General features: G+C 63.5%; 22 protein-coding genes and 1 tRNA gene. 15 read left to right on the top strand and 8 right to left on the bottom strand.

Annotated elements, in window-relative coordinates; translation table 11 throughout:
* Positions 1–429 precede the first annotated feature (429 nt).
* Both J2X35_RS05055 and J2X35_RS05050 read left to right on the top strand, forming a co-directional pair.
* A tRNA-Gln gene (locus J2X35_RS05055) sits at positions 430–503 on the top strand.
* Between the two features lie 158 nt (positions 504–661).
* Positions 662–1,837 carry a GAF domain-containing sensor histidine kinase gene (locus J2X35_RS05050; protein ID WP_156459772.1) on the top strand — a complete coding sequence of 392 codons (1,176 nt, stop codon included), beginning with the start codon at positions 662–664 and terminating at the stop codon, positions 1,835–1,837.
* Between the two features lie 77 nt (positions 1,838–1,914).
* Here J2X35_RS05050 and J2X35_RS05045 read toward each other — a convergent pair whose 3' ends face one another.
* The 8 genes from J2X35_RS05045 to ytfQ form a co-directional block, all read right to left on the bottom strand.
* On the bottom strand, positions 1,915–3,420 hold the full coding sequence (locus tag J2X35_RS05045; protein WP_310181987.1) for an aldehyde dehydrogenase (NADP(+)): 1,506 nt from the start codon (positions 3,418–3,420) through the stop codon (positions 1,915–1,917).
* Between the two features lie 20 nt (positions 3,421–3,440).
* Complete coding sequence (locus J2X35_RS05040) at positions 3,441–4,364, bottom strand: dihydrodipicolinate synthase family protein (protein WP_310181984.1); 924 nt, start codon at positions 4,362–4,364, stop codon at positions 3,441–3,443.
* Between the two features lie 29 nt (positions 4,365–4,393).
* Positions 4,394–6,163 carry an L-arabinonate dehydratase gene (gene araD, locus J2X35_RS05035; protein ID WP_310181982.1) on the bottom strand — a complete coding sequence of 590 codons (1,770 nt, stop codon included), beginning with the start codon at positions 6,161–6,163 and terminating at the stop codon, positions 4,394–4,396.
* The gene (locus J2X35_RS05030) at positions 6,160–6,915 is read right to left on the bottom strand and encodes a FadR/GntR family transcriptional regulator (RefSeq protein ID WP_310181980.1); all 756 of its coding nucleotides are present in this window, start codon (positions 6,913–6,915) and stop codon (positions 6,160–6,162) included. The genes araD (J2X35_RS05035) and J2X35_RS05030 overlap by 4 nt, the downstream gene beginning before the upstream one ends.
* Positions 6,912–7,895, bottom strand: a complete 984-nt coding sequence (gene yjfF / locus J2X35_RS05025) for a galactofuranose ABC transporter, permease protein YjfF (protein WP_310181978.1) — start codon at positions 7,893–7,895, stop codon at positions 6,912–6,914. Before yjfF ends, J2X35_RS05030 begins: the two co-directional genes overlap by 4 nt.
* Positions 7,892–8,905, bottom strand: coding sequence for an ABC transporter permease (locus tag J2X35_RS05020; RefSeq protein WP_310181976.1), 1,014 nt, complete (start codon positions 8,903–8,905; stop codon positions 7,892–7,894). Before J2X35_RS05020 ends, yjfF begins: the two co-directional genes overlap by 4 nt.
* Entirely contained in the window at positions 8,902–10,380 is a 1,479-nt protein-coding gene (locus J2X35_RS05015) for a sugar ABC transporter ATP-binding protein (RefSeq protein ID WP_405023195.1), read from the bottom strand. Before J2X35_RS05015 ends, J2X35_RS05020 begins: the two co-directional genes overlap by 4 nt.
* A 106-nt stretch (positions 10,381–10,486) precedes the next feature.
* Positions 10,487–11,431: a galactofuranose ABC transporter, galactofuranose-binding protein YtfQ gene (gene ytfQ / locus J2X35_RS05010; protein ID WP_310183738.1), complete on the bottom strand. Its 945-nt coding sequence runs from the start codon at positions 11,429–11,431 to the stop codon at positions 10,487–10,489.
* 260 nt (positions 11,432–11,691) lie between these two features.
* On the opposite strand from ytfQ, the gene J2X35_RS05005 reads away from it, so the two are divergent.
* From J2X35_RS05005 to J2X35_RS04945, 13 genes are all read left to right on the top strand, one after another.
* Positions 11,692–12,384 carry a GntR family transcriptional regulator gene (locus J2X35_RS05005; RefSeq protein WP_056109389.1) on the top strand — a complete coding sequence of 231 codons (693 nt, stop codon included), beginning with the start codon at positions 11,692–11,694 and terminating at the stop codon, positions 12,382–12,384.
* Between the two features lie 25 nt (positions 12,385–12,409).
* A complete protein-coding gene (locus J2X35_RS05000; RefSeq protein WP_310181972.1) occupies positions 12,410–13,321 on the top strand; it encodes a dihydrodipicolinate synthase family protein in 912 nt (303 codons plus the stop codon).
* Between the two features lie 69 nt (positions 13,322–13,390).
* Complete coding sequence (locus tag J2X35_RS04995; RefSeq protein WP_056109385.1) at positions 13,391–14,575, top strand: ABC transporter substrate-binding protein; 1,185 nt, start codon at positions 13,391–13,393, stop codon at positions 14,573–14,575.
* An 87-nt stretch (positions 14,576–14,662) separates the two neighbouring features.
* Positions 14,663–15,736: an ABC transporter ATP-binding protein gene (locus J2X35_RS04990; protein ID WP_310181970.1), complete on the top strand. Its 1,074-nt coding sequence runs from the start codon at positions 14,663–14,665 to the stop codon at positions 15,734–15,736.
* A 3-nt stretch (positions 15,737–15,739) separates the two neighbouring features.
* Positions 15,740–16,648 carry an ABC transporter permease subunit gene (locus J2X35_RS04985; protein WP_310181968.1) on the top strand — a complete coding sequence of 303 codons (909 nt, stop codon included), beginning with the start codon at positions 15,740–15,742 and terminating at the stop codon, positions 16,646–16,648.
* A 3-nt stretch (positions 16,649–16,651) separates the two neighbouring features.
* Positions 16,652–17,494 carry an ABC transporter permease subunit gene (locus tag J2X35_RS04980; RefSeq protein WP_310181965.1) on the top strand — a complete coding sequence of 281 codons (843 nt, stop codon included), beginning with the start codon at positions 16,652–16,654 and terminating at the stop codon, positions 17,492–17,494.
* A gap of 54 nt (positions 17,495–17,548) precedes the next feature.
* The gene (locus tag J2X35_RS04975; protein ID WP_310181963.1) at positions 17,549–18,748 is read left to right on the top strand and encodes a mandelate racemase/muconate lactonizing enzyme family protein; all 1,200 of its coding nucleotides are present in this window, start codon (positions 17,549–17,551) and stop codon (positions 18,746–18,748) included.
* Positions 18,745–19,623: an SMP-30/gluconolactonase/LRE family protein gene (locus J2X35_RS04970; protein ID WP_310181960.1), complete on the top strand. Its 879-nt coding sequence runs from the start codon at positions 18,745–18,747 to the stop codon at positions 19,621–19,623. The genes J2X35_RS04975 and J2X35_RS04970 overlap by 4 nt, the downstream gene beginning before the upstream one ends.
* Position 19,624: 1 nt before the next feature.
* Positions 19,625–20,407: an NAD(P)-dependent oxidoreductase gene (locus J2X35_RS04965; RefSeq protein ID WP_310181959.1), complete on the top strand. Its 783-nt coding sequence runs from the start codon at positions 19,625–19,627 to the stop codon at positions 20,405–20,407.
* A 7-nt stretch (positions 20,408–20,414) separates the two neighbouring features.
* The gene (locus J2X35_RS04960) at positions 20,415–21,323 is read left to right on the top strand and encodes an aldose 1-epimerase (RefSeq protein ID WP_310181958.1); all 909 of its coding nucleotides are present in this window, start codon (positions 20,415–20,417) and stop codon (positions 21,321–21,323) included.
* Positions 21,320–23,053: an L-arabinonate dehydratase gene (gene araD, locus J2X35_RS04955; RefSeq protein ID WP_310181956.1), complete on the top strand. Its 1,734-nt coding sequence runs from the start codon at positions 21,320–21,322 to the stop codon at positions 23,051–23,053. Before J2X35_RS04960 ends, araD (J2X35_RS04955) begins: the two co-directional genes overlap by 4 nt.
* A 45-nt stretch (positions 23,054–23,098) precedes the next feature.
* Complete coding sequence (locus tag J2X35_RS04950; RefSeq protein ID WP_310181954.1) at positions 23,099–23,824, top strand: ribonuclease activity regulator RraA; 726 nt, start codon at positions 23,099–23,101, stop codon at positions 23,822–23,824.
* A gap of 88 nt (positions 23,825–23,912) precedes the next feature.
* Positions 23,913–24,242, top strand: a complete 330-nt coding sequence (locus J2X35_RS04945; protein ID WP_156459771.1) for a hypothetical protein — start codon at positions 23,913–23,915, stop codon at positions 24,240–24,242.
* Positions 24,243–24,263: the final 21 nt, after the last annotated feature.

Raw genomic sequence — 24,263 nt, 5'->3', positions numbered from 1 at the left:
CGCATTGGTTTCAAGTTGCCGCCAGATTAGCAGCGCCGCGCCCGATCACCAAGCGTAAAGGCGGGATATTTGGAGTTGATGCCATCGCGGAAGCCGATCGCCGAAACTCAAGGTCGGACGGGTGCAAGGGGTGGCGCGCCGGCGAGGTTCGAGAGGACCACTACCGATAGCCGGTCCCTTTGCCGCGACGGGCGCTCGGGCACAAAGTTTCGCGGCTGACGACGGTGTTCGTTTCCGGTTTCACAGCCGGTCCCGCCTACGCAGGCTGAATTTGAGGACCCTGGATGCGGTCGGAATTGAAACGCGCCAAAGGCTTGACTATTTCCAGCGTGCGGCTACAAGGCAGCGCAGAAACGGGAGCGGCAAACCGAGCCGCCAAGGTCGCTTACGCGCAGCCCATTTCAGACCAAGCCACCGATCCGGTGCTTTTGGGGAATAGGTTAACGGTAGACCCACGGACTCTGACTCCGTTAGTCCTGGTTCGAATCCAGGTTCCCCAGCCATCTTGTTCTTCAGAAAAAGCAGTCGCTTGCCAGGTGTTCCTTATAAGCATGTGATTTCTCACCATTGCTGCCAAGGTCATGCAAGGGCCGTCCATATGATGGATGACAAGGAAATCGGTCGCGAATAGTGTATCTGGAAAACTCCTGGGATCCAGTACGTGCCGCACGACTTCCAAGCCGATATTGATGCCATCGGACGCATCGCTGCGATCCCGATCATTCTCGACGTTATCTGCCAAACCACAGGCATGCGGTTTGCAGCCGTCGCTCGCGTCACCGAAAGCAGATGGGTGACATGCGATAGTCTCGACAACATCGATTTCGGGTTGAAGCCGGGAGACGAGTTGAAGGTCGAGACAACCATCTGCGACCAAATCAGGCAAAGCCTGGAGCCAGTCATCATCGACCAGGTTACCGAGGACGAGGCATATCGCGCTCATCCGACGCCGGCAATGTATGGCTTTCAAAGCTATATTTCGATGCCGATCATACGAAGAAACGGAGAGTTCTTCGGCACTCTTTGTGCGATTGATCCGGCCCCGGCTCAACTGAGGAATTCCAAGATCACCGGCATGTTCAAGCTCTTCGCCGAGCTGATCGCCGCTCATCTGGACGCCGACGCGGATTTATCAAGAGCCCAATCGGATCTGAAGAAGGAACGTGAGATGTCGGAACTGCGCGAGCAGTTCATAGCCGTGCTGGGTCATGACCTTCGCAACCCGGTTGCTTCGGTCGAGAGCGGCACCAACATGCTTTTGCGCTCTTCCCTGGACGACAAGCATCTGAGCATCGTCAAGCTGATGCAGGGCAGCCTGATGCGAATGCGCGGGCTGATCGACAACGTGCTGGACTTCGCGCGCGCGCGTCTCGGCGACGGCCTGGATTTGGAGATCGATGCCGAGCAGCCGTTGGAGCCGGTACTCGAGCAGGTCATCGCGGAACTCCGGACCGTGAATGTCGAGCTCGAAATCATTGCAGATCTCAAGCTGACAAAGTTGGTTGCCGTCGACCACGAGCGCATCGGTCAGATGTTTTCCAATTTGCTCGGCAACGCCATTATCCATGGTGCGAAACAAAAGCCGGTGCGGGTTGGGGCGTCCACAGACGACGGCCAGTTCGAACTGTGGGTGGAGAACGAAGGCAAGCCTATTCCCGAGGAAATATTGAAAAACCTGTTCCAGCCGTTCTTTCGCGGCAAGGTGAGACCGAGCCAGCAGGGATTGGGTCTCGGTCTCTACATTGCGCATGAGATAGCGCGCGTCCACGGCGGCAGCCTGGAGGCAACCTCAAATGACAGTGCGACGCGGTTCACGTTTCGCATGCCGCTCGGCTAGATTGAAAAAAACCCGCCGGGTGAGCGGCGGGCTTTCTGACAGACGCTACCGGAAGCCGGCTCCCGGCCTATTCGCCTTTACCGCAAATCCTCCGGCAGCACCGCTACCGGCATGTCCTGGAACGCCACCGGGCGCAGGAAGCGGCGGATCGCCATGGTGCCGACGGAGGTGGCGCCGAAATTGGTCGAGGCCGGGTAAGGCCCGCCATGGACCATGGCGTCACTGACTTCGACGCCGGTCGGGAAACCGTTGGCGAGGATACGGCCGGCCTTGCGCTCGAGGATCGGCAGCAGCTTGCGGGCTTCGCCATAATCGGCCTCGTCGACCTGCAGGGTGCAGGTCAGCTGGCCGTGCAGCCCCTTGGCGATCTCTTCCATCTGCCCGACATTTTTCGCCTTCACCAGCACGCCGAGCGGGCCGAACACTTCCTCGGCCAGTTCCTCGTGGGCGAGGAAAGTGTCGCCGTCCGTCTCGAACAGGTAGGGCGACGCGGCGCGGGTGTTGGTGCCCGTGCCCACGAGTTCCGCCACCTTGCCGGTGTTCTGCATGCGGCTGACGCCGGCGCGGTAGGCGTCGGCGATGCCGTCGGTCAGCATGGTCTGCGCCAAGACCTGCCCAAGCGCCTCGATGGCGCTCGAGCGGAACGCCTCCACGTCCGGCCCGTCGACGACCACCGCGACGCCGGGATTGGTGCAGAACTGCCCTGCCCCCATGGTGAGCGAGCCGGCCCAGCCCTTGGCTATGGCCTCGCCGCGCGCCTTCACCGCAGCCGGCATGACGAACATCGGGTTGACCGAGCCAAGTTCGCCAAAGAAGGGGATCGGCTCCGGTCGCGCCGCGCACAAGTCGAACAGCGCGCGGCCGCCGCGCAGCGAGCCGGTGAACCCGACCGCCTTGATCAGCGGATGCTTGACCAGCGCCTCGCCGACATCGCGGTTGCCGCCCTGCACCAGCGAGAAGACGCCGGGATGGAGCTTGTGCTTGCGGATCGCCGCATCGATCGCCTTCGCCACCAGTTCCCCAGTGCCGGGATGGGCGGAATGGCCCTTGACCACGACGGGGCAGCCGGCGGCCAGCGCCGAAGCGGTGTCGCCGCCGGCGGTCGAGAAGGCGAGCGGGAAGTTCGAGGCGCCGAACACGGCGACCGGGCCGATGGGCCGTTGGATCAGGCGGATGTCGGGGCGCGGCAGCGGCTGCCGGTCGGGCAGCGCCACATCATGGCGGCGGTCGAGATAGGCGCCGTCCTCGATGTGGGAGGCGAACAGTTTCAGCTGGCCGGTGGTGCGGCCGCGCTCGCCGGTCAGGCGCGCCGCCGGCAGGCCGGTTTCCTGCGTACCGATCGCGGTGATCTCATCGCCGAGCTTGTCGATCTCCTCGGCAATGGAGCGCAGGAAGGCGGCACGCTCGGCGCGCGACAGGGCCGCGTAGCTCCAGTAGGCCTCCTCGGCGGCCCTGGCAGCGCGGTCGACATGCGCCGGGGTGCCGACGGCGAAATCATGCGCCTCGCCGCTGGAAGGCTCGGATTTGAACGTGTGTTCGTCGCCCACCCATTCGCCAGCGATGAGATGTTTGCCTGTCAGCATTCTGGTCGTCCTTTCAGTCGCTACTTGCCCCAGCGCAGCGCCAGCACGTCGAGATCGCGTGCAAGTTCGAGCAGCCGGGTCCTGGTTCGCTCGCTCATGGGTTTGAGCGGGTGCCTTACCGCATCGGAACGGATGACGCCACCGGCTGCGAAAACAACTTTACAGGCGCGCAGGCCGCACTGGCGGTTCTCATGGTTGATGAGAGGTAGGCACTTTTTCCACTGCGCCAAGGCCGCATCGGTGTTTCCCGCCAGGTAATCGACGACGATGGGCCGGATCTGCTCCGGGAACATTGCCGAGGTCATGGTTCCGGTCGCGCCGGCGTCGAGATCGGCCAGCAGGGTCGCGGCCTCCTCGCCGTCGAACGGCCCGTCTATGTGATCGCCGGCAGCCTCGATCAGCGCTGCCAGCTTGTCGGCGGCAAATGGGCATTCGATCTTGAAATAGGAAACGTTTTCAAGCTCGCGCGCCATTTTGGCGAGTAGATCGACGGAGAGCGCAACGCCGGAAAGCGGCGCATCCTGGACCATGATCGGGATGCGGACGGCGTCGTTGACAGTCTGGAAATGCTCGTAGATGCCGGCCGGCGCGGGAAACAGGCCCGAGCCGTGATAGGGCGGCATCATCATGACCATGGAAGCGCCGAGGTCCTGGGCGAATTTCGCGCGCTGCGTGGCGATGTCCGTGGAAAAATGACTGATGGTGACGATGACGGGCACCCGGCCCGCCGCGTGCTCCAGCGACAGCCGCGTCAGCGTGGCGCGCTCCTCGTCCGAAAGCAGGAACTGCTCCGAATAGTTGGCGAGGATGCAGATGGCGTCGACGCCCTGGTCGATCATACAGTCGATGACGCGGCGCATACCCTCCTCGTCGACGCGCCCGTCGGCGTGGAAAGGGGTAGGCGCGACAGGCAGAATGCCGGTGAGTTTTTTGGGCAATGGCATGGCTTAGTCCAATCGAGAATCAGAAAGGATCAGTGGGAATCCTTGGGCACGGCGTTGCCGCGCATACCTTTCAGAAAATCGAAATCGGCGCCAGTGTCCGCGCCGGTAACGTGGTCGTGATAGAGCATGGCATAGCCGCTCTGCGGACGGCTCATCGGGTTTTTCCAGGCTTGAAGCCGGCGTTCAATCTCTTCGTCCGAAACGTCGAGGTGAAGACGCCGGTTAGGCACGTCGACTTCAATGAAATCGCCGTCGCGCACGATTGCCAATGGTCCACCGGCGGCAGCTTCCGGGCTGACATGCAGGATCACGGTGCCATAGGCCGTGCCGGACATGCGCGCATCGGAAATTCGAATCATGTCCGTGATGCCCTTCTTCAGCACCTTCGGCGGCAAGCCCATATTGCCGACCTCGGCCATGCCCGGATAGCCGCGCGGCCCGCAGTTCTGCAGGACCATGATGCAGGTCTCGTCGATGTCGAGATCAGGGTCGGCGATCTTGCGCTTGTAGTCGTCGATGTCGGTGAAGACGACAGCGCGACCACGATGAACCATGAGCGATGGCGATGCGGCGGACGGTTTCAGCACGGCTCCCCTAGGCGCCAGATTGCCGCGCAGGACGGCCATGCCACCCTGCGGCCGCAGCGGCTTGTCCATGGGCAGGATGACGTCCTCGTTCCAGTTGACGACATCCTTGACCTGATCCCACTGGGTTTCGCCGGAAACGGTGAGCGCATCCTTGTGCAGGAGACCGGCCTCACCCAGCCGCTTGAGCACGACGGGCAGGCCGCCGGCGTAGAAGAATTCCTCCATCAGATATTTGCCGGACGGCATCAGGTTGACGATCGTTGGCACCTCGCGACCGAGCCGGTCCCAATCGTCCAGCGTCAGGTCGATTCCCACACGGCCGGCCAGCGCCAGCAGATGCACGACAGCATTGGTGGAGCCGCCGATGGCGCCATTGGTGCGGATGGCGTTTTCGAAGGCTTTCTTGGTCAGAACGTCGGACGGCTTGAGATCGTCCTTGACCATCTGCACGATGCGGCGGCCTGTCATCTGCGCCATGACGCGGCGGCGGCTGTCGACAGCCGGGATGGCGGCGTTGCCGGACAGCGCCATACCGAGCGCTTCCGCCATGGACGCCATGGTGGAGGCTGTGCCCATCGTGTTGCAGGTGCCGGAAGACCGGCTCATCGCCTGCTCGGCGTCCAGAAAGTCTTCCCTGCTCATCGTGCCGGCCTTGATGGCCTCCGACATCTGCCACAGCGCGGTGCCGGACCCGACACGCTCGCCGCGGAACCAGCCGTTCAGCATCGGCCCGCCGGTGACGACAATCGAAGGCAGGTCCGTAGATGCCGCGCCCATCATCAGCGAGGGCGTGGTCTTGTCGCATCCGACCAGCAGCACCGCGCCGTCGATCGGCTGCGCGCGCATCGTCTCCTCTACCGCCAGCGCGGCGAGGTTGCGGTACATCATCGCCGTCGGGCGGTAGGTGTTTTCGGAAGCCGAGAAGACCGGGACCTCCAGCGGGAACCCGCCAGCTTCCCAGACGCCGGCTTTGACCTTTTCGGCAAGCTCGCGCAGATGACCGTTGCAGGGTGTCAGGTCCGACCAGGTGTTGAGAATGCCGATTACCGGGCGTCCATCGAAGAGATCGTGCGGATAGCCCTGATTCTTGAGCCAGCCCCGGTGGTAGATATTGTCGCGCGACGTGCCGCCATACCATTCCTGCGAGCGCAGCTTGCGCGGCCACTCGGCCGGCGTGAATCTGGCGCCCTTGCGCCCGGCACTGTCTGTCATGATCTGTCCTCAGGCTTCCTGCCTGTTTCCACGGAAACGCGGTCGATGCCTTCCTGGATTACCCGGCGCATCGCCGTCCTTGCCGCTTGTGGGTCCCGATCCTCGATCGCCCGGGCGATGTCACGGTGGCGCTGCACGGACAGCTTGTGGCGTTCGGTGTTGGGGATCGGCGAACTGACGGTGAAGGTCGCAACCAGCGCCACTTCGATCAGGGCGCTGATCGCCCTCATGAACGGGTTGCCCGAAGCCTCGGCGACGCAGATGTGGAGGTGGAGGTCGTGCTGGACAAAGTCATTGCCGGTGATGCCGGCGGCGCCCATCAGGTCGACCCAGTGATAGAGTTCCCCCACCTGTGCATCGGTACGCCGAAGCGCCGCCAGCGCCGCGGCTTCCGGCTCCAGCGCCAGCCGCATTTCCTGAAGATTGAAGAGGAACTGCGCATCGACGACGCCGGTATCGGCATGCCACTGCAATATATCGGGGTCGAACAGGTTCCAGCCGTCGCGCGGAACCACGCGCGTGCCGATCTTGGCCTTCGGCTGGATCAGGCCCTTGGCGGCAAGCGTCTTGAGCGCTTCGCGCAGCACTGTGCGCGAAACACCGTAGCGCTGCTGCAATTCAGCATCGCGCGGAAGGATGGAGTTTTCGGGGAGCGCGCCCGAAACGATACCGCGTCCGAGGTCGCCCATGACATGGCCATGGATACCCTTTGGCGCAAGCGTGCGGCTGAGACCCGACTGGACGGAATTCATGCAGGTGCCCCCCCGGACTTCCGCTTGCGCGCGGACAGGACAACCAATAGCCGCTGAAGGGCAATGAAGGCAAAGAGCAAAAGGCCGACGACGATTTTCGTCCACCAGCTCGAAAGCGTGCCGTCGAAGACGATGTAGGTCTGGATCAGGCCCTGGATGATGACGCCGACAAAAGTCCCGGCCACCAGCCCTGCGCCGCCGGTCAGCAGCGTGCCGCCGATCACCACGGCGGCGATGGTGTCGAGCTCCACGCCGACGGCCGACAACGAATAGCCGGCCGAGGTGTAGAGCGAGAAGACCACACCGGCGAGCCCGGACAGGAAGCCTGACAGGGCGTAGATGCCGACCGTCGTGCGCGCCACCGGGACGCCCATCAGTTCGGCCGAGGTGCGGTTGCCGCCCAGTGCATAGACGTAGGAGCCGAAGCGCGTGAAATGGGCCAGCACGATGCCACCGAGGAAGACGAGGACCATCAGGCCGCCGATCAGCGTCAGCCGTCCACCGCCCGGCATGCGGACATAAAGCTCCTGCAGCGTCGTGTAAAATTCATGCGTGACCGGAATGGAATCCGTGGTGATGACGAAAGCCATGCCGCGCGCCAGAAACATGCCGGCCAGCGTGACGATGAAGGCGGGAACGTCGAGATAATGGATGACCGCGCCCATGGCGGCGCCGAAAAGCGTGCTGATGACCAATGCCACGACAAAAGCGGCGAGCGGGTGAAAGCCGTACCAGCCGATCAGCACGGCGATCAGCACGGTGGTGAAGCCTATGACCGAACCAACCGAAAGATCGATGCCGCCGGAGATGATCACGAACGTCATGCCGACCGCGGCGACGCCGAGGAAGGCGTTGTCGGTCAAAAGGTTACCGAGCACGCGCGTCGACAGCATGTTGGGAAACTGGATGACGCAGACCGCGTAAGCCAGCACGAAAATGACCAGCGTGGCATAGAACGGCAGAAGGCGTGAGGACGTCATGGCGCTTCGACTTTCCTGACCGCAACCGTGCTGGTTTTCGGCAAACGGAAGCCGACAAGCGAGGCTGACTGGGCCAACAGGATCAGGATGATGACGGCGGCCTTGACGATGAGGTTGTATTCCGGCGGGAAGCCTGAGATCAGGATGCCGGTGTTCATTGCCTGGATGATGATGGCGCCGAGAACTGACATCAGGATCGAGAACCGCCCGCCGAGCAGCGACGTGCCGCCGATCACCACCGCGAGTATGGCGTCGAGTTCGAGCCACAGGCCGGCATTGTTGGCGTCGGCGCCGCGAATGTCGGCGGCGACGATGATGCCCGCCAGTGCGGCACAAAACCCACAGAACGTATAGGCAAGGACAATCAGCAGGCGGCTGTTGATGCCCGCATAGGTCGAGGCTTCACGATTGACGCCGATCGATTCGATCAGCAGCCCGAGCGCCGTGCGCCGCACGATGAACACCGTGACCAGCGCCAGCACCGCCGCGATGATTACCGGCATGGGTATGCCCAGGAATGAGCCGGTGCCGAAAAAGATGAGACCGGGCTCGACGAAGGTTACGATGACGCCTTCGGTGATGAGCTGCGCGATGCCACGTCCGGCAACCATGAGGATCAAGGTTGCGACGATCGGCTGCAATTCGAGGACGGCGACGAGAAAGCCGTTGAGCAGGCCGCAGGCAAGGCCGACCGCCAGCGCCGACAAAATGACCACCGGCAAGGAATAGTCCGCCACCGTCATGGTCGCTGCCACGGCTCCTGCCATCGCCATGACGGCGCCGACGGAAAGATCCACGCCCTTCGAGGCAATGACCGCCGTCATGCCGACAGCGAGGATGGCGACAGGCGCGCCGCGGTTCAGCACGTCGATCAGGCTGCCGAAAAGCCGGCCGTCCTGGATGCGGAGATTGAAGAAGCCCGGGAAGGCCAGCCAGTTGAAGAACAGGATGACGGCAAGGCAGATGAGCTGCGGGGCCGCGCGGCGCAGGCCTGAAACAAGCATCGTCATTGCACAGCCCCGCCTTCGCCTGCGATGGCGCGCATGATGTTGCCGGTGCCGATCTCGTTGCCGGAAAGCTCGCCGATATGCACGCGGTCACGCAGCACCCGCACCCGTGTCGAATAGGCGACGATCTCCTCGATCTCGGAGGAAATCACCAGCAGCGCCAGGCCGTCGTCACAGAGTTTGTTGATGAGTTCGATAATCTCGGCATGGGCCCCGACATCGATGCCGCGCGTCGGCTCGTCGAGGATGAGGAAACGCGGTTGCGTCGCCAGCCAGCGGGCGAGGATCACCTTCTGCTGATTGCCGCCGGACAACAGCTTAACCGGCTTGTCGATGTCGGTGGTGCGGATATCGAGCGCCTTGACGAAGCGGTTCGCCAGCTCGGTCTGCTCACGCGTCGACATGCGGCGCAGCCAGCCGCGCCGCGCCTGCAGCGCCAGCGCGATGTTCTCGCGTACGGAAAGGTCGCCGATGATGCCATCGGCCTTGCGGTCTTCCGGGCAGAGGCCGAAGCCGAGCCGGACCGCATCGCGCGGCGAGGCGATCCTGGCCGGCTTGCCGTCGATGGTCATGGCGCCCTTGTCGGGCATGTCGATGCCGAACATCAGCCGCGCCGTCTCGGTGCGGCCGGAGCCGAGCAGACCGGCGACGCCGACGACTTCGCCGGCGGAAATCGTCAGGTCGAAGGGTTCGATCGATCGGTCGCGGCCAAATTGCGAAAAGGTGATTTTGCGGTCGGAAGGCGGCGGCGCCTGCCTCCGCCCCTGCTCCGTCGCCGCGACGAGCGAGCGGCCCAGCATCATCGACACCAGATCGACCTTGGGAAATTCTTTCGTGTTGCGTGTCCCCATCAGCTTGCCGTTGCGCAGCACCGTTATGCGGTCGCTGACGGCATAGACCTGATCGAGGAAATGGGTGATGAAAACGATGCCGAGGCCGCGGTCGCGCAGCTTGCGCATGACGCCGAACAGCAGTTCGACCTCATGCCGGTCGAGACTTGCGGTCGGCTCGTCGAGGATCAGCACCGAGCCGGACATATCGACGGCGCGGGCAATCGCGATCAGCTGCTGAACAGCGACGGAAAACGAGGAAAGCTGCGCGCCGACATCAATATGAATGTCGTATTGCGCCAGCAGCGCCTTTGCCTCTTTTTGCATGGTGCGGGTATCGACCAGGCCGAACCGCTTCGGCTGGCGGCCGATGTAAAGGTTTTCGGCCACCGTCAGGTTCGGCAGCAGATTGACTTCCTGATAGACCGTGCCGATGCCAAGCTGCTGGGCGTGCAGCGTATCACGCACCACGACCGGCTCGCCCTTGAGCGTGACGATGCCGCTATCAGCGCGATGAACCCCGGTCAGGACCTTTATCAGTGTCGACTTGCCGGCACCGTTCTCGCCCAGCAAAGCATGGATTTCGCCGGCGCGCATATTGAAGTCGACGCCATCCAGGGCTTTGAAGCCAAGGAACGACTTGCACATATCAGTCGCGCTGAGCAGGAGGCTGGGCTCGCTCACTGGTCGTCTCCCAAAGATGACCGTCAGGATAAAGGAGCGGGCCGGTTACAGGAACCGGCCCGCAGGAAGATCAGTAGCCGAGGCCCTTCTTTTCCTCATAAACCTTCATCGGATCGTCAGCCTGCGTGTAGAGCTTCGATTCGGTGATGATGGTCTTGGGCGGCAAAGTGCCGTCGGCCTTGAACTTGGCCAGCGCGTCGAAAGCCGGGCCAGCCATGTTCGGCGTCAGCTCGACCGTGGCATTGGCCTCGCCATCGGCCATTGCCTTGAAGATGTCCGGCACGGCGTCGATGGAAACGACCTTGATGTCGGTGCCGGGCTTGAGGCCGGCTTCCTTGATCGCCTGGATGGCGCCGACGGCCATGTCGTCATTGTGGGCGTATAGCGCGCAGATGTTCTTGCCGCCATTCTCCGCCTTCAGGAAGCCTTCCATGACTTCCTTGCCCTTGGCGCGGGTGAAGTCGCCGGTCTGGCTGCGGATGATCTTGATCGTCGGCGTGCCGGCGATCGCATCCTCAAAACCCTTCTTGCGGTTGATGGCGGGCGACGAACCGGTGGTACCCTGCAACTCGACGACGTTGCATTCCTTGCCGGCTGCATCCTTGACCAGCCAATCGCCGGCAACCTTGCCTTCCAGAACCTGATCGGAGGCGACCATGGTCATATAGAGGTCGGGCGAACCTTCGATGCCACGGTCAAGCAGGATGACCGGGATTTCGGCGTCCTTGGCTTCCTTGAGCACCGCATCCCAACCGGTGGCGACGACGGGAGCGACGAAGATCGCATCGACGCCCTGGGCGACGAAGCCGCGGATCGCCTTGATCTGGTTTTCCTGCTTCTGCTGCGCATCGGCGAACTTCAGGTCGACGCCGCGCTTTTCAGCTTCCTGCTTGGTGACGCTGGTTTCGGCGGCACGCCAGCCGGACTCCGAACCGATCTGAGAAAAACCGACCGTCAGGTCGGCGGCGATGGCTGCACCGCCGAACGCCAAGGCGGTCGCCGAACCGAGCAGCATGGATTTCAGGAATCTGGACATCAAAAATTACCTCCCAAAATAGAACCGACCGAGGCTCCTCCGCAGTCGTCGAGGTTCCGTATAGTCGTATAGTATTACTTATTCAAGCGATCTTCTGCAGGCCGGCGATCACAAATCGTCAGTCATGAACGCGGTCAATCTTGCCCCGAAACGTGCACTGTGAAATCTGATGTATCAGATGTTGACATATCAAATCAGGGATGCGACGAAGCGACCGGGAAGAGCAGGAGGAGCAATTCATGGATGGTTCGCCGGCAGACGCCGTCGAAACGCGGCCGACGCACACGCTTGAGCCGATCAAGCTCAAGAGCTTGCGCGAGCACGTCCATGACAGCCTGCGCCAGGCGATCATCGCCGGCCGTCTCAAGGCCGGTATGCGCCTCAACGAACGACAGCTCGCCTCCGAACTCGGCATCTCCACCAGCCCGTTGAAGGAAGCCCTGCGGCAGCTGGAAAGCGAAGGCCTGGTGCGCACCGAAGCGCGGCGCGGCACCTTCGTCACCTTTTCAGCGCGGCAGGCCGAGGAGATGACCCTGGCCCGCGCGGCGCTCGAAAGCATCATCGCCCGGCAAGCCGCCAAGCATGGCGCCGAAGACGCTTTCGACGGGCTGCGCAGCATCATCGAGGAAATGCGCACCGCCCTGGCTTCGGGCGACGTGCAGGATCTCATCGTCCTCAACGAGAAATTCCACGACGCCATCCACGAGGCGTCCGGCTGCGAGTATCTGCGCCGGCTGCAGAACGCCCAGCGCATGTACGACCACGCCGCAAGGGTGACCGTGCTTTCGCGCGAGGAAGTGCGCCGCGCCTCATTCCTCGAGCACGAGGCGATCATGCAGGCGATCGTGACGCGGGATACCGACAGGGCTGAACGGCTGATGCGCGAGCACATCGTTCTGGCCGGAAACACGCATATCGAGCTGGTTTTCTAGAACCGCTCGCAGGGAGAAACGACAGATGGAATTCGACGCCTACCGCCAGGTGCTGCAGGGCATTTCAGGCGTTCATGTGACCGCTTACGATGGAGACGGCGAGATCGAACCGGGTCTGACCGGCCGCATCGTGTCCGACATCGCGGCGGCCGGCGTCCATAACATCGTGTCCGGTGGCAATACCGGCGAATTCTACAGCATGACCGCCGATGAAGTCATCCGCCTGCAGGCCGTGGCTGTCGCAGCCGTTGATGGGCGCGCCGCCGTTACAGCCGCCGCCGGACGGTCCGTACGCGAGGCGATCGCGGTGTCACGCGCCGCCCAGCGTGAAGGCGCGGACGGCGTCATGGTGCATCATCCGCTCGACCCGTTCGCCGCTCCGCATTCGCAGGTGGACTATTTCGTCGCCATCGCCGAGGCGACCGATCTGCCGCTGGTCGCCTATATCCGTTCCGACCTGATCCCGCTGGACGAGATGGTCCGGCTCGGCACCCATCCGCGCGTTGCCGGCGTGAAATTCGCCTCCACCAATACCGCACTCTTCGCCGATTGCGTGCGCGCCACGAAAGGCACCAAGGCGACCTGGATATGCGGACTGGCCGAAAGCTGGGCTCTGCCCTTCTATGCGCTGGGCGCCAAGGGCTTCACCTCGGGCCTGGTCAATGTCGCGCCGGAACGCTCGCTTGCCGTCTGGCACGCGCTGGAAGCCGGCGATTATGCGCGCGCCCGCGCCATCATCGACAGCATCGCGCCTTTCGAGACCATGCGCACCAAACATCGCAACGGCGCCAACGTCACCGTCGTCAAGGAGGCGCTGCGCCTGCGCGGCCACGACGTCGGCCCGGTGCGCCTGCCCGGCCTGCCCGAACTCGAAGATGGGGACCGCAAGGCCCTCGGAACCGTCCTCGCCCAATGGAGCCAGGACGGACTTGTCTAGCAATGGAAAGACCATTCGCTTCTGGGAGGAAGCGCTTGGAAAATCAGTGAAAAACGGAGGAGAAATGGAATGACCAAAGACCTTTCACGTCGTCACTTCCTGGCCGCAGCGAGCCTCGCTGCCGGCGGGGCCATCATCGCGCCGCGCGGGGCTTTCGCCCAGTCGGCCAAACTGCCGTCGTCGCCAGTCGCGCTGAACGTCATCGACGCAGCCGGCAATCTGGCGCTGACGCAGCCGATCTTCGACAATTTCGCCGCGAAGAACCCGAATCTCGTGTCGCGCTTCACCTTCAACAAGGCGCCCTCGCCCGAACTGCCGGGCAAGATCAAGGCGCAGCAGCGCGCCAACCGCATCGATATCGACATGGTCATCATCGGCCCCGACGCTCTTTCGGCCGGTCTCGCCGACGACATCTGGACCGACATCATCGCGATGCCGGATTCCGGGCTGCCGGACCTGCAGAAGATCTATCTCGATCCAGCTTGGCGCATGCAGGGCCTGTCCAAGGGCAAGGGCGTGGTCGTCTCCTACTACCCGTCCGGCCCGCTGATCGAATACATGCCGGCCAAGGTGCAGAAGGTGCCGACGACGGCTGAGGAATTGCTTGCCTGGGCGAAAGAGAACAAGAACAAGTTCATCTATGCCCGTCCTGCCAATTCCGGTCCCGGCCGCACCTTCCTGATGGGCCTGCCCTATCTGCTCGGCGACACCGATCCGAAGGATCCGGCCAAGGGCTGGGACAAAACCTGGGCGTATCTCAAGGAACTGCACAAGAACATCGAATACTATCCCGCCGGCACCGGTGCCCTGATGAAGGAGTTCGGCGAAGGCACGCGCGACATGACCGTGACCACCACCGGCTGGGACATCAACCCACGCGCGCTCGGCGTGGTGCCCAAGGAAGCCGCCGTCGGCAAGCTGACGGGCTTCCACTGGGTTTGCGACGCACACTACTTCTCCATCCCCAAGGGCGTGTCGGAAGACAAGATCGCGGTGATGATGGAGTTCATCAAGTTCGCGCTGCAGCCGGAACAGCAGGCCTACTCCTATGACGCCGGCTATTTCTATCCGGGCCCGGCGGTCAAAGACGTTCCGCTGACGATGGCGCCGCAGAAGAGCCAGGACATCATCGCCGAGTTCGGGCGTCCCGACTATGCGGACTGGATCGGCAACAATCCGATCGAGCTGCCGCTCGAGCCGGAAGCCCTGGTGACCGCGTTCCGCCGCTGGGACGAAGAGGTCGCGGCCGGCTAAACGCCGATCCGACACAAATCGGTTGCTGCGGGCGATCTCGTCCGCGGCAGCCTCCCCTTTCTCACGTCCGCAGATGGAATTTCGGCTATGCCGCTCGCCTCAACGTCCTTCAATGAACTGCGGCTCGACCGCATGAGCCGTGCTTTCGGCAATTTCAATGCGCTGAACGAAATCAACCTGACCATCGGCAAGGGCGAGTTCGTCGCCCTGCTCGGCCCTTCCGGCTGCGGCAAGTCGACGGCGCTGAACTGCATTGCCGGCCTGCTCGGCACGACGGGCGGCGGCATCTATCTCGACGGCAAGCGCATCGACCAGCTCAAGCCCGAGGATCGCGGCTTCGGCATGGTGTTCCAGAACTACGCGCTGTTCCCCCATATGACCGTTCTGCAGAATGTCGGTTTCGGCCTGAAGATGCGGGGCCTCTCGCGCGCCGAGATCGACAAGCGCGCCGATGCGGCGCTGTCGCTGGTGCGATTGCAGGGCCAGGGCCACAAGCTGCCCGGCCAGCTTTCCGGCGGTCAGCAGCAACGCGTCGCCATCGCCCGCGCCATCGTCATCGAGCCGCCGCTGGTCCTGATGGACGAACCGCTGTCCAATCTCGACGCAAAGCTGCGGCTGGAGATGCGCGCTGAAATCCGCCGCATCCACAACCAGCTCGGCGCGACCACCATCTACGTCACCCACGACCAGGACGAGGCTCTGTCGCTGGCCGACCGTATCGTCGTTCTGCGCGACGGGTCGATAAGACAGGTCGGCGCGCCGCACGACCTCTATGAGAGCCCGCTCTATCTCGACGTCGCCGAATTCATGGGCTTCCGCAACAAGGTTGTCGGCAAGGTGGTGCGCATCGACGATGGCAAGGCGACCATTGCCGCGGCCGGCTCCGAATTGACCGGGCGCGCCATGGGCGATCTCAAGGTGGGAGACGAAGCTGTTCTGGCGGCGCGCGGTGACGACGTGATCGAAGGCAAGAAGGGAAAAAACACCCTGTCGGCCAAGGTCGAGACCATCGAATATCGCGGCCGCGAATATGTAGGCACCGCACTGACTGGCAATGGCATGGAACTGGTCTTCCACGGCTCGCGCAAGGCCGATCTCGGCAGCGCCATCACGCTGCAGATCGAGGCCGGCCGTGCGCTGGTCTTCGCTGCGGAGGTTTAGGCGATGTCAACTGCTGTCCTTGATCACAAACTGCCGACGCCGAGCCTGCGCCAGCGCCTGGCCAATCGCGGCATCGACGGCGTCACGCTGCTGATCCTGCCCGCATTCCTGTTCGTGATCCTTGTCTTCATCTATCCGTTTTTGTACGGCCTGGTGCTGTCGTTCAACCCGATCGAGGGCGGCGGCGCGCTGGCGAACTACAGCAAGTTCTTCTCCGATCCTTATCTCTACCGCACCATCGGCGCCACGCTTTGGCTCGCCGTGCCGGTGACGATCGTGAGTATCCTGCTGGCGGTGCCGATCGCGATGCGGGTGCGGCTGATGAAGTACCAGCGGCTGCTGACAACGCTGCTGGTCCTGCCGGTGACGCTCGGCACCGTGCTGGTGGCCGAAGGGCTGCTCAACTATCTCGGCCCGCAAGGCTGGTTCAACCGCACGCTGATCACCCTGGGGCTGATCGACGGTCCGGTCCGGCTGGTGAACAATTACTGGGGCGTGCTGGCGTCGCTGATCATCACGGTTTTCCCGTTCACTTTCCTGCTGACGCTTTCCTACATCACCGGCATCGATCCAGCGCTCGAGCGCGCCGCGGCTACACACGGCGCAAGCGGCTGGCAGCGCTTCCGCCATGTGATGCTGCCGCTGCTGGTCCCCGGACTGGTGGTCGCCTGCTGCCTGACCTTCGTGCAGGCCTTCGCGGTGTTCCCCTCGGCGGTGCTGCTCGGCGCGCCTTCAGGTCCGACGCGTGTCATTTCGATTGCCGCGGCCCAGGCCGCCTTCGAGCAGTATGACGACTCGATGGCCTCGGCCATCGCCATGATCATGGCCGCCGTACAGCTTCTGGTGGTTGCCGCGCTGCTCGGTTTCCGTTCCTTCTTCTACCGCGGCTCCACGGCGGGCGGGAAAGGCTGACAGATGATCCGCGATACCTCTCCGCTTGCAAAACTCTGGATCGCCGTCGTCTGGGTGGTGACGGGGTTCTTCATTCTCAACGTACTCGCCGTCATCGCGGCGGTGGTCGTTTCCTCGTTCGGAACGCGCTGGCTCGGCACATGGCTGCCGGAAGGCTTCACGACGAAATGGTATGCCGCCTCATGGGCTGAATTCCAGCTCGACCATGTCCTTGTCGTGACGTTCCAGATCGTGCTCACCGTCGTGCTGCTCTCCGGCATACTCGGCGTCACTGCCGCCTATGCGATGGCGCGGCGCGACTTTCCGGGCAAGAAGCTGGTGCTGCTGATCTTCCTGCTGCCACTGCTGGTGCCGCCGATCACCTTCGGCATTCCGCTTACGACCGTGCTCTACAAGTTCGGCGTCGGCGGCACCTTCTGGGGCGTGGTGCTGGCCAATCTGGTGCCAACCGTGCCGTTCGTGATCCTAGTCATGGTGCCTTTCATCGAGCAGATCGACCCGAAAGTGGAGGCGGCGGCGCGCGTGTTCGGCGCCGGCACGTTCAGGCTGTTCCGCTACGTACTTTTGCCAATGCTGCTGCCCGGCATCCTCGCGTCGATGCTGCTGGTGCTGGTGCGCACCGTCGGCATGTTCGAATTGACCTTCCTCACCGCCGGCCCGACAAGCCAGACGCTCGTCGTGGCGCTGTATTACTCGGTGTTCGCGGCCGGCGTACGCTCCGTTCAATCGATCGACGCCATGGCGGTGATCTACATGGTCACCTCGCTGGTCTGGCTGCTGATCGCGCTGCGCTTCGTCAACCCGACGCAGATCGTGGCGCGGGGCCGACCGGCATCCGCGCACTAATAGCTGGAGGCGGCGACAGCCGCCTCCTCCCGTCATACGCCTACGGAAAATTCCATGAAGATCACCGCCGTCGAAACCATCCAGCTTCCGCACCTCAACAACATATTGTGGGTGCGGGTGCATACCGACGAAGGCATCGTCGGGCTTGGCGAGACGTTCCGCGGCGCCAATGCGGTGGCAGCCTATATCCACAGCGATATCGCGCCGCAACTGGTCGGCAAGAACCCGCTCGAAATCGACCGCATTTCCAGCCTGCTCCTGTCGCCTTACGTGGGTTTCCGGTCTTCCGGCGTGGAAATCCGCGCGGCCTCGGCCGTCGATGTCGCCTTGTGGGACATATTCGGCAAGGCGGTGAACCAGCCGATCCATCAACTCCTCGGCGGACTGTCGCGGCCGTCGATCCGCACCTACAACACCTGCGCCGGCTATACCTACAACAAGAGCGGGGCGCGCCGTTACATCGGCGATTCCGAAGAGGCCAAGGAAGGCCCGTACGAAGACCAGCTTGCCTTCCATCGCGACGCCGGCGCGCTGGCGCAAAGCCTTCTGTCGGAAGGCATCACCGCGATGAAGATCTGGCCGTTCGACCCCTTCGCGGTGCAGAACGGCGGCAACTTCATCCATGCCAGCGACCTCGACAAGGCGCTGGTGCCGTTCCGCCAGATCCGCGACGCGGTCGGCAACCAGATGGAGGTCATGGTCGAGCTGCACTCGATGTGGGACCTGACATCGGCGCTGACGATTGCGCGGGGCCTGCGCGAGTTCGATCCGTTCTGGGCGGAAGACCCGGTCAAGATGGTCAACCCGCAATCGCTCGCCATTTATGCGCGCCAGGCGGGCATACCCGTCTGCGCGAGCGAGACGCTGGCGACGCGGTCGCAGTTCCTCGACGTGCTGCGCGCCGACGCCACCGACTACGTGATGCTGGATGTTTCCTGGTGCGGCGGCCTGTCGGAAGCCAAGAAGATCGCCACCATGGCCGAAACCTTCCAGCGCCCGGTCGCGCCGCACGACTGCACCGGGCCGGTTATCTTCGCGGCTTCGATCCACCTGTCGCTCAATCTGCCGAACGCCGTCTTCCAGGAATCGGTGCGCGCCTATTACACCTCGTGGTATCGTGATCTGGTGACCGTCATGCCGCGTATCGAAAACGGACAAATCCATCCCTTCGAAGGCGCGGGCCTCGGCCTCGAATTGTCCGATTTTGTGCTCGACCACCCGGAAGTCGTCCGTCGCAGCACCGGAGCCGAATGATGGGTCCGTTTCGCTGCATCGCCGACATCCGCGGCAAATTGCTGGAAAGCCCGGTTTGGGACGAGCGGCGCGGGACGCTGTTCGTTTGCGACATTCCCGGCCACGAACTGCTTGAGATCGGCCTCGAGGATGGCTTGCGCCGACGCTGGCCATTCGAAACCGCGGTGACCGCGCTCGGCCTTGGCGAACGCGGCGCGCTTGTCGTCTCTCTGCAGCGCAAGGTGATCGTGTTCGACCCGGAGACCGGAAACCGCCGGGATTTGTGGACCGGCTACGACGAGGCCGAGACCTCGCGCCTCAATGACGGCAAGGTCGGGCCGGACGGCGCGTTCTGGGTCGGCAGCATGGATATGCGCCCCGACCGCCAGCCCGTCGGCAAGCTTTACCGCGTGACGGCGGACGGCACTGCCACCGTGGCGGCAGAGGGTTTTTGCGTCTCGAACGGTCTTGCCTGGTCGGCCGACGGCACTGTCATGTACCACACCGATTCGCGCGGCCCGTGGGTCGATCGCTACTATTTCGACGCCGCGACCGGTGGTATTAGCGGCCGCAAGCGGCTCTATGATCTCGACGAGGCGACGGGCCGCCCCGATGGCGGCGCCTGCGATGCGGAAGGCGATTATTGGAGCGCCGGGGTTTCCGCCGGCGTCCTCAACCGCATCACGCCTGATGGAAAATTGCGCGAACGCTACCCTTTGCCAGTGCCGACGCCGACCATGCCGTGCTTCTGCGGTCCCGGCCTGCGGCAAATTGCAGTCACAACGCACCGCGCGATCGACGAAGCGGCGCTGGAAGCCGCGCCGCAGGCCGGCGGCGTGTTTCTGGCGGAGGCGCCCGTCGCCGGCGCACCGGTCGTGCGTATGCGGGGCGTTTGAGATGCAAAAACATATACTTCTGACCGGCGCTTCAGGCACTCTGGGGCGTGTTGTCGCGCCGCGCCTGAGCGCCGCTGGCTATCGGCTGCGGCTCTCCGATGTGAAGCCTTTTCCAGATCCAATCCCCGAAGGCGCTTCGTTCGTTCAAGCCGATCTGGCTGACGGGGCGGCGGTGAGCGGGATCGTGGCCGGAGCCGATGCAATCATCCATTTCGGCGGCATCAGCGCCGAGCAGCCATTCCGTCCAGTCATCGAAGCCAATATTCTCGGGCTGACGCATATTTTCGAGGCGGCGCGCCAGGGTGGGCAGCGCGTAGTCTTCGCCAGCTCAAACCACGCCATCGGCTACTACGAACGAGGCCGTACGCTCGACACCCGTGACCCGATGCGGCCGGACGGCTATTACGGCCTGTCGAAGGCCTATGGCGAACTGCTCGGCCGCATGATGTTCGACAAGCATGGGCTGGAAAGCGTGCATGTGCGGATAGGCTCGTGCCTGCCAGCGCCAACCGAGGCGCGGCATCTGTCGACCTGGCTGTCGCATGACGATCTCGAACGGCTGCTGATCGCGGCTATCGAGGCCCCGGAAACCGGCCATGCGATCGTCTGGGGCGTCTCGGCGAATGCGGCCTCCTGGTGGGGCGAAGACGATGCGGCGCGCATCGGCTACGTGCCGCAGGACGATGCATCCCGTTTCGGGCTGCTGCCGGAGCCGGGCGACGCCATCGCCCAACGCTTCCAGGGCGGCGCATTCGCGTCCGACGGCTATTCGCGGGACGATTGAGGCCGTCATGGTTGTGGATCTCTCAAGCAGTGGCTACCGGGTGCGGATTGACCCCGATGTCGGCGGCGCCGTCCTTACAGCGGAGTGGACCCGCCCGGACGGTTCGGCGTTGCCGGTGCTGGAGCCGAGGACCGAAGCGCTGGCGCCTTTCAGGGCGGGCTGTTTCCCCATGATCCCGTTCGCCAACCGTATCAACCACGGGCGTTTCAGCTTCGGCGGCCAGACATTCCAGTTTCCGGTGAATCATCCGGAGGAGGACATGGCCGTCCATGGTTTTTCGCGCGAGCGACCGTGGCAGGTGGGGGAGCAGACCGGCGACAGGGTCGTGCTGACCCAGATATTCGAAGCAGACGGCAATCCCTATCGTTACCGGGCAACGCAGGAAATCGGTCTTTCCAAGGCCGGAATTCGTGTAGCGATTTCAGTTCGAAACGAGGGTAATGCCGCGATGCCCTTCGGCATCGGGCTGCATCCCTGGTTTCCCAAGACCGCGCAGACCACCCTCGCCTTCCGCTCCGCCGGCGTATATGCCCGCGATGCGCGCGGCCTGCCAGTCGCGCCGTTGACGCAGCGGCCGGAATTCGACCCGGCTCACCCCGCCGCGCTTGGCCAGCATCCCTGGTTCGACGGCTGTTTCAAGAACTGGAGCCTGCGCAGCGCGATCATTTGCTGGCTTGAACACCAGGCTTCGCTGACTCTCACCGCCGATGGCGCCCTGCGGCATCTCCATGTCTTCGTTCCCGATAACCGGCCAATCGTCTGCGCCGAGCCGGTGAGCCATCTGCCAGACGCGATCAACCGCCCTGAACTGGGCGCCGATTGCGCGATGGATGTATTGCAGCCGGGCGAGATGCTGTCCGGCACGATGACGCTTTCGGTCACCGAAGCGCCTAATTCTCCAGAGGTACGCCCATGACCCGCAAAAGCTACCAAGACCTCCGATCCGCCCGCTGGATGGTGCCGGACGACCAGCGCTCCTTCGGCCACCGCTCGCGCACCATGCAGATGGGTTACGATCCGGTCGATTGGGAGGGCCGGCCGATCATCGCGGTCATCAACACCTGGTCGGATGCGCAGCCCTGCCACATGCATTTCAAGGACCGGGTCGAGTGGGTGAAGCGCGGCATATTGCAGGCCGGCGGCTTCCCGATGGAACTGCCGGCGCTGTCGCTGTCGGAAAACTTCGTCAAGCCGACCACCATGCTCTACCGCAACATGCTGGCGATGGAGACCGAGGAACTGCTGCGCAGCCACCCGGTCGATGGCGCGGTGCTGATGGGCGGCTGCGACAAGACCACGCCGGGCCTCGTGATGGGCGCGACGACGATGGGGCTGCCCTTCATCTTCCTGCCGGCGGGGCCGATGCTGCGCGGCAACTACGCCGGCAAGTATCTCGGCTCCGGCACCGACGGTTTCAAATATTGGGACGAGCGGCGCGCCGGCACTATCACAAAGGAGGAGTGGCAAGGTATCGAAGGCGGCATCGCCCGCTCCTACGGCCACTGCATGACGATGGGCACCGCCAGCACCATGACGGCCATCGCCGAGGCGATGGGCCTGACCCTGCCCGGCGCCTCCTCGATCCCGGCCGCGGATGCCGGCCACCAGCGCATGTCGACGCAATGCGGACGCCGCATTGTCGAGATGGTGTGGGAGGACCTGACGCCGAACAAGATCCTGACGCCGGCAGCGGTGGAAAACGCCGTCACCGTGGCGATGGCGACCGGCTGCTCGACCAATGCGATCATCCACCTGATCGCCATGGCGCGCCGCGCCGGCATTCCGCTGGAACTCGACGATCTCGACCGCATCGGCCGCACGACGCCGGTGATCGCCAACATCAGGCCTTCCGGCACGACCTATCTGATGGAGGATTTCTACTATGCCGGCGGCCTGCGCGCGCTCATGAAGCAGCTCGGCGACAAGCTCGACGATACCGCCATCACCGTGACCGGCAAGCCGCTGACCGACGGGCTGGACCAGGTCAAGCTGTGGAACGACGATGTCATCCGCCCGCTGTCGAACCCGGTCTACCATGAGGGATCGCTGGCGGTACTGAAAGGCAATCTCTGCCCGGATGGCGCGGTGATCAAGCCGGCGGCGTGCGATCCGAAATTCCACCGGCACACCGGGCCGGCGCTGATCGCCGACAGCTATCCGGAACTGAAAAAGATCATCGACGACCCTGATTATCCGATGACGCCCGACACCGTGCTGGTGCTGCGCAATGCCGGACCGCAGGGCGGACCGGGGATGCCTGAATGGGGCATGATCCCGATGCCCAAGACGCTGCTGAAGCTCGGCCTGCGCGACATGGTGCGGCTTTCCGATGCGCGCATGTCGGGCACTTCGTTCGGCGCCTGCGTGCTGCATGTCGCGCCCGAAGCCTATGTCGGCGGCCCGCTGGCGCTGCTGCAAAATGGCGACATGGTCGAACTCGATATTCCCAACAGAAGCCTGAACATGCTGGTGGACGAAGCGGAATTGACGGCGCGCAGGGCTGCATGGACGCCGCCCGCGCCGCGCTACGAGCGCGGCTACGGCTACATGTTCTCCAAACACATCGAACAGGCCGACAAGGGCTGCGACTTCGATTTCCTGAAAGCGGAATTCGGCGCGCCGGTGAGCGAGCCCGTCATATTCTGAACGATACCGGCCCGAGCCGGCTGCGATCGATACGAGGATGCTTCCATGACCGATTTTACCCTGAGCGACGAAACCCGCGACCTGCTGATGCAGGTTTCAACCGCTTCGGTCGCCACCGCGCTCTACAAGCGCGGCCTGCGCAACCAGTTCATCCAGGGGGTCTCGCCGGTGAACTGGAAGGGCCGCAACATGGTCGGCCAGGCATTCACGCTGCGCTACATTCCGGCGCGCGAGGACCGCAACCCGATTGAAGTATTCCGCAACGCGGGTCATCCACAGCGCGTCGCGGTGGAAACCTGCCCGCCCGGCCATGTGCTGGTCATGGACAGCCGCAAGGACCCGCGCGCCGCGTCCGCAGGCTCGATCCTGGTGACACGGCTTGCCATGCGCGGCTGCGCCGGCATCGTTTCGGACGGCGGCTTCCGCGATGCCGAGGGCATCGGCAAGCTCGACATGCCGGCCTATCACAAGCGTCCGTCCGCCCCAACCAATCTGACGCTGCATGAGGCGCTCGACATCAACGTGCCGATTTCCTGCGGCGACGCGGCGGTCTTCCCCGGCGACGTGCTGGTGGGCGACGGCGACGGCGTCATGGTGATCCCGGCGCATCTCGCCGACGAGATCGCCAAAGAATGCACCGGCATGGAAACGTTCGAAGACTTCGTGCTCGAACAGGTCAAGGACGGCGCGGCGATCATCGGCCTCTATCCGCCGACGTCGGACAAGGCGCAGTCCGATTATGCCGCGTGGCGCAAGAAGACCGGCCGCTAGGCTTTTGACACGCAACGGCAATTGACACTTGCAGCCTGCCTGTCCACCATGGCCGTGGCGGGACAGAAATGCTTATGCGAGGCCTTCGATGGTGATTCCAGCACTCCGCGCGACCGCTCTTCTTGTCGGCCTGGCTGCGATCAGCGGATGCGCTTCGGCGGTGGCCACAGGCGGCGTCGATACGGCTCAATATGAGGCGATGAGCTGCGAGGACCTCAATGTCGCGATGGGGGAAAAGGCATCCGACCTCTCCAAGACCGCGATCAGCCGCGGCAAGGTCGAGAAACTTTCCGTCCCAAACTGGCTGCTCGGCGGAACGCGCGCGGTCGGCGCCGTCACCAGTCGGCAAACGGCGCGGATCGAACGATTGCAGGCGGAAGAAGCAGCAATCCACGAGGCCCGGAAGCGCAGGTGCTGACTGCTTCAGTCCGCCCCGCGC

It is taken from the genome of Mesorhizobium sp. BE184 (genome assembly GCF_031457045.1).
Classification (GTDB): Bacteria; Pseudomonadota; Alphaproteobacteria; order Rhizobiales; family Rhizobiaceae; genus Mesorhizobium.
The sequence above is the reverse complement of the archived record's forward strand: the minus strand, read 5'-3'. Positions and strand labels throughout refer to the sequence as shown.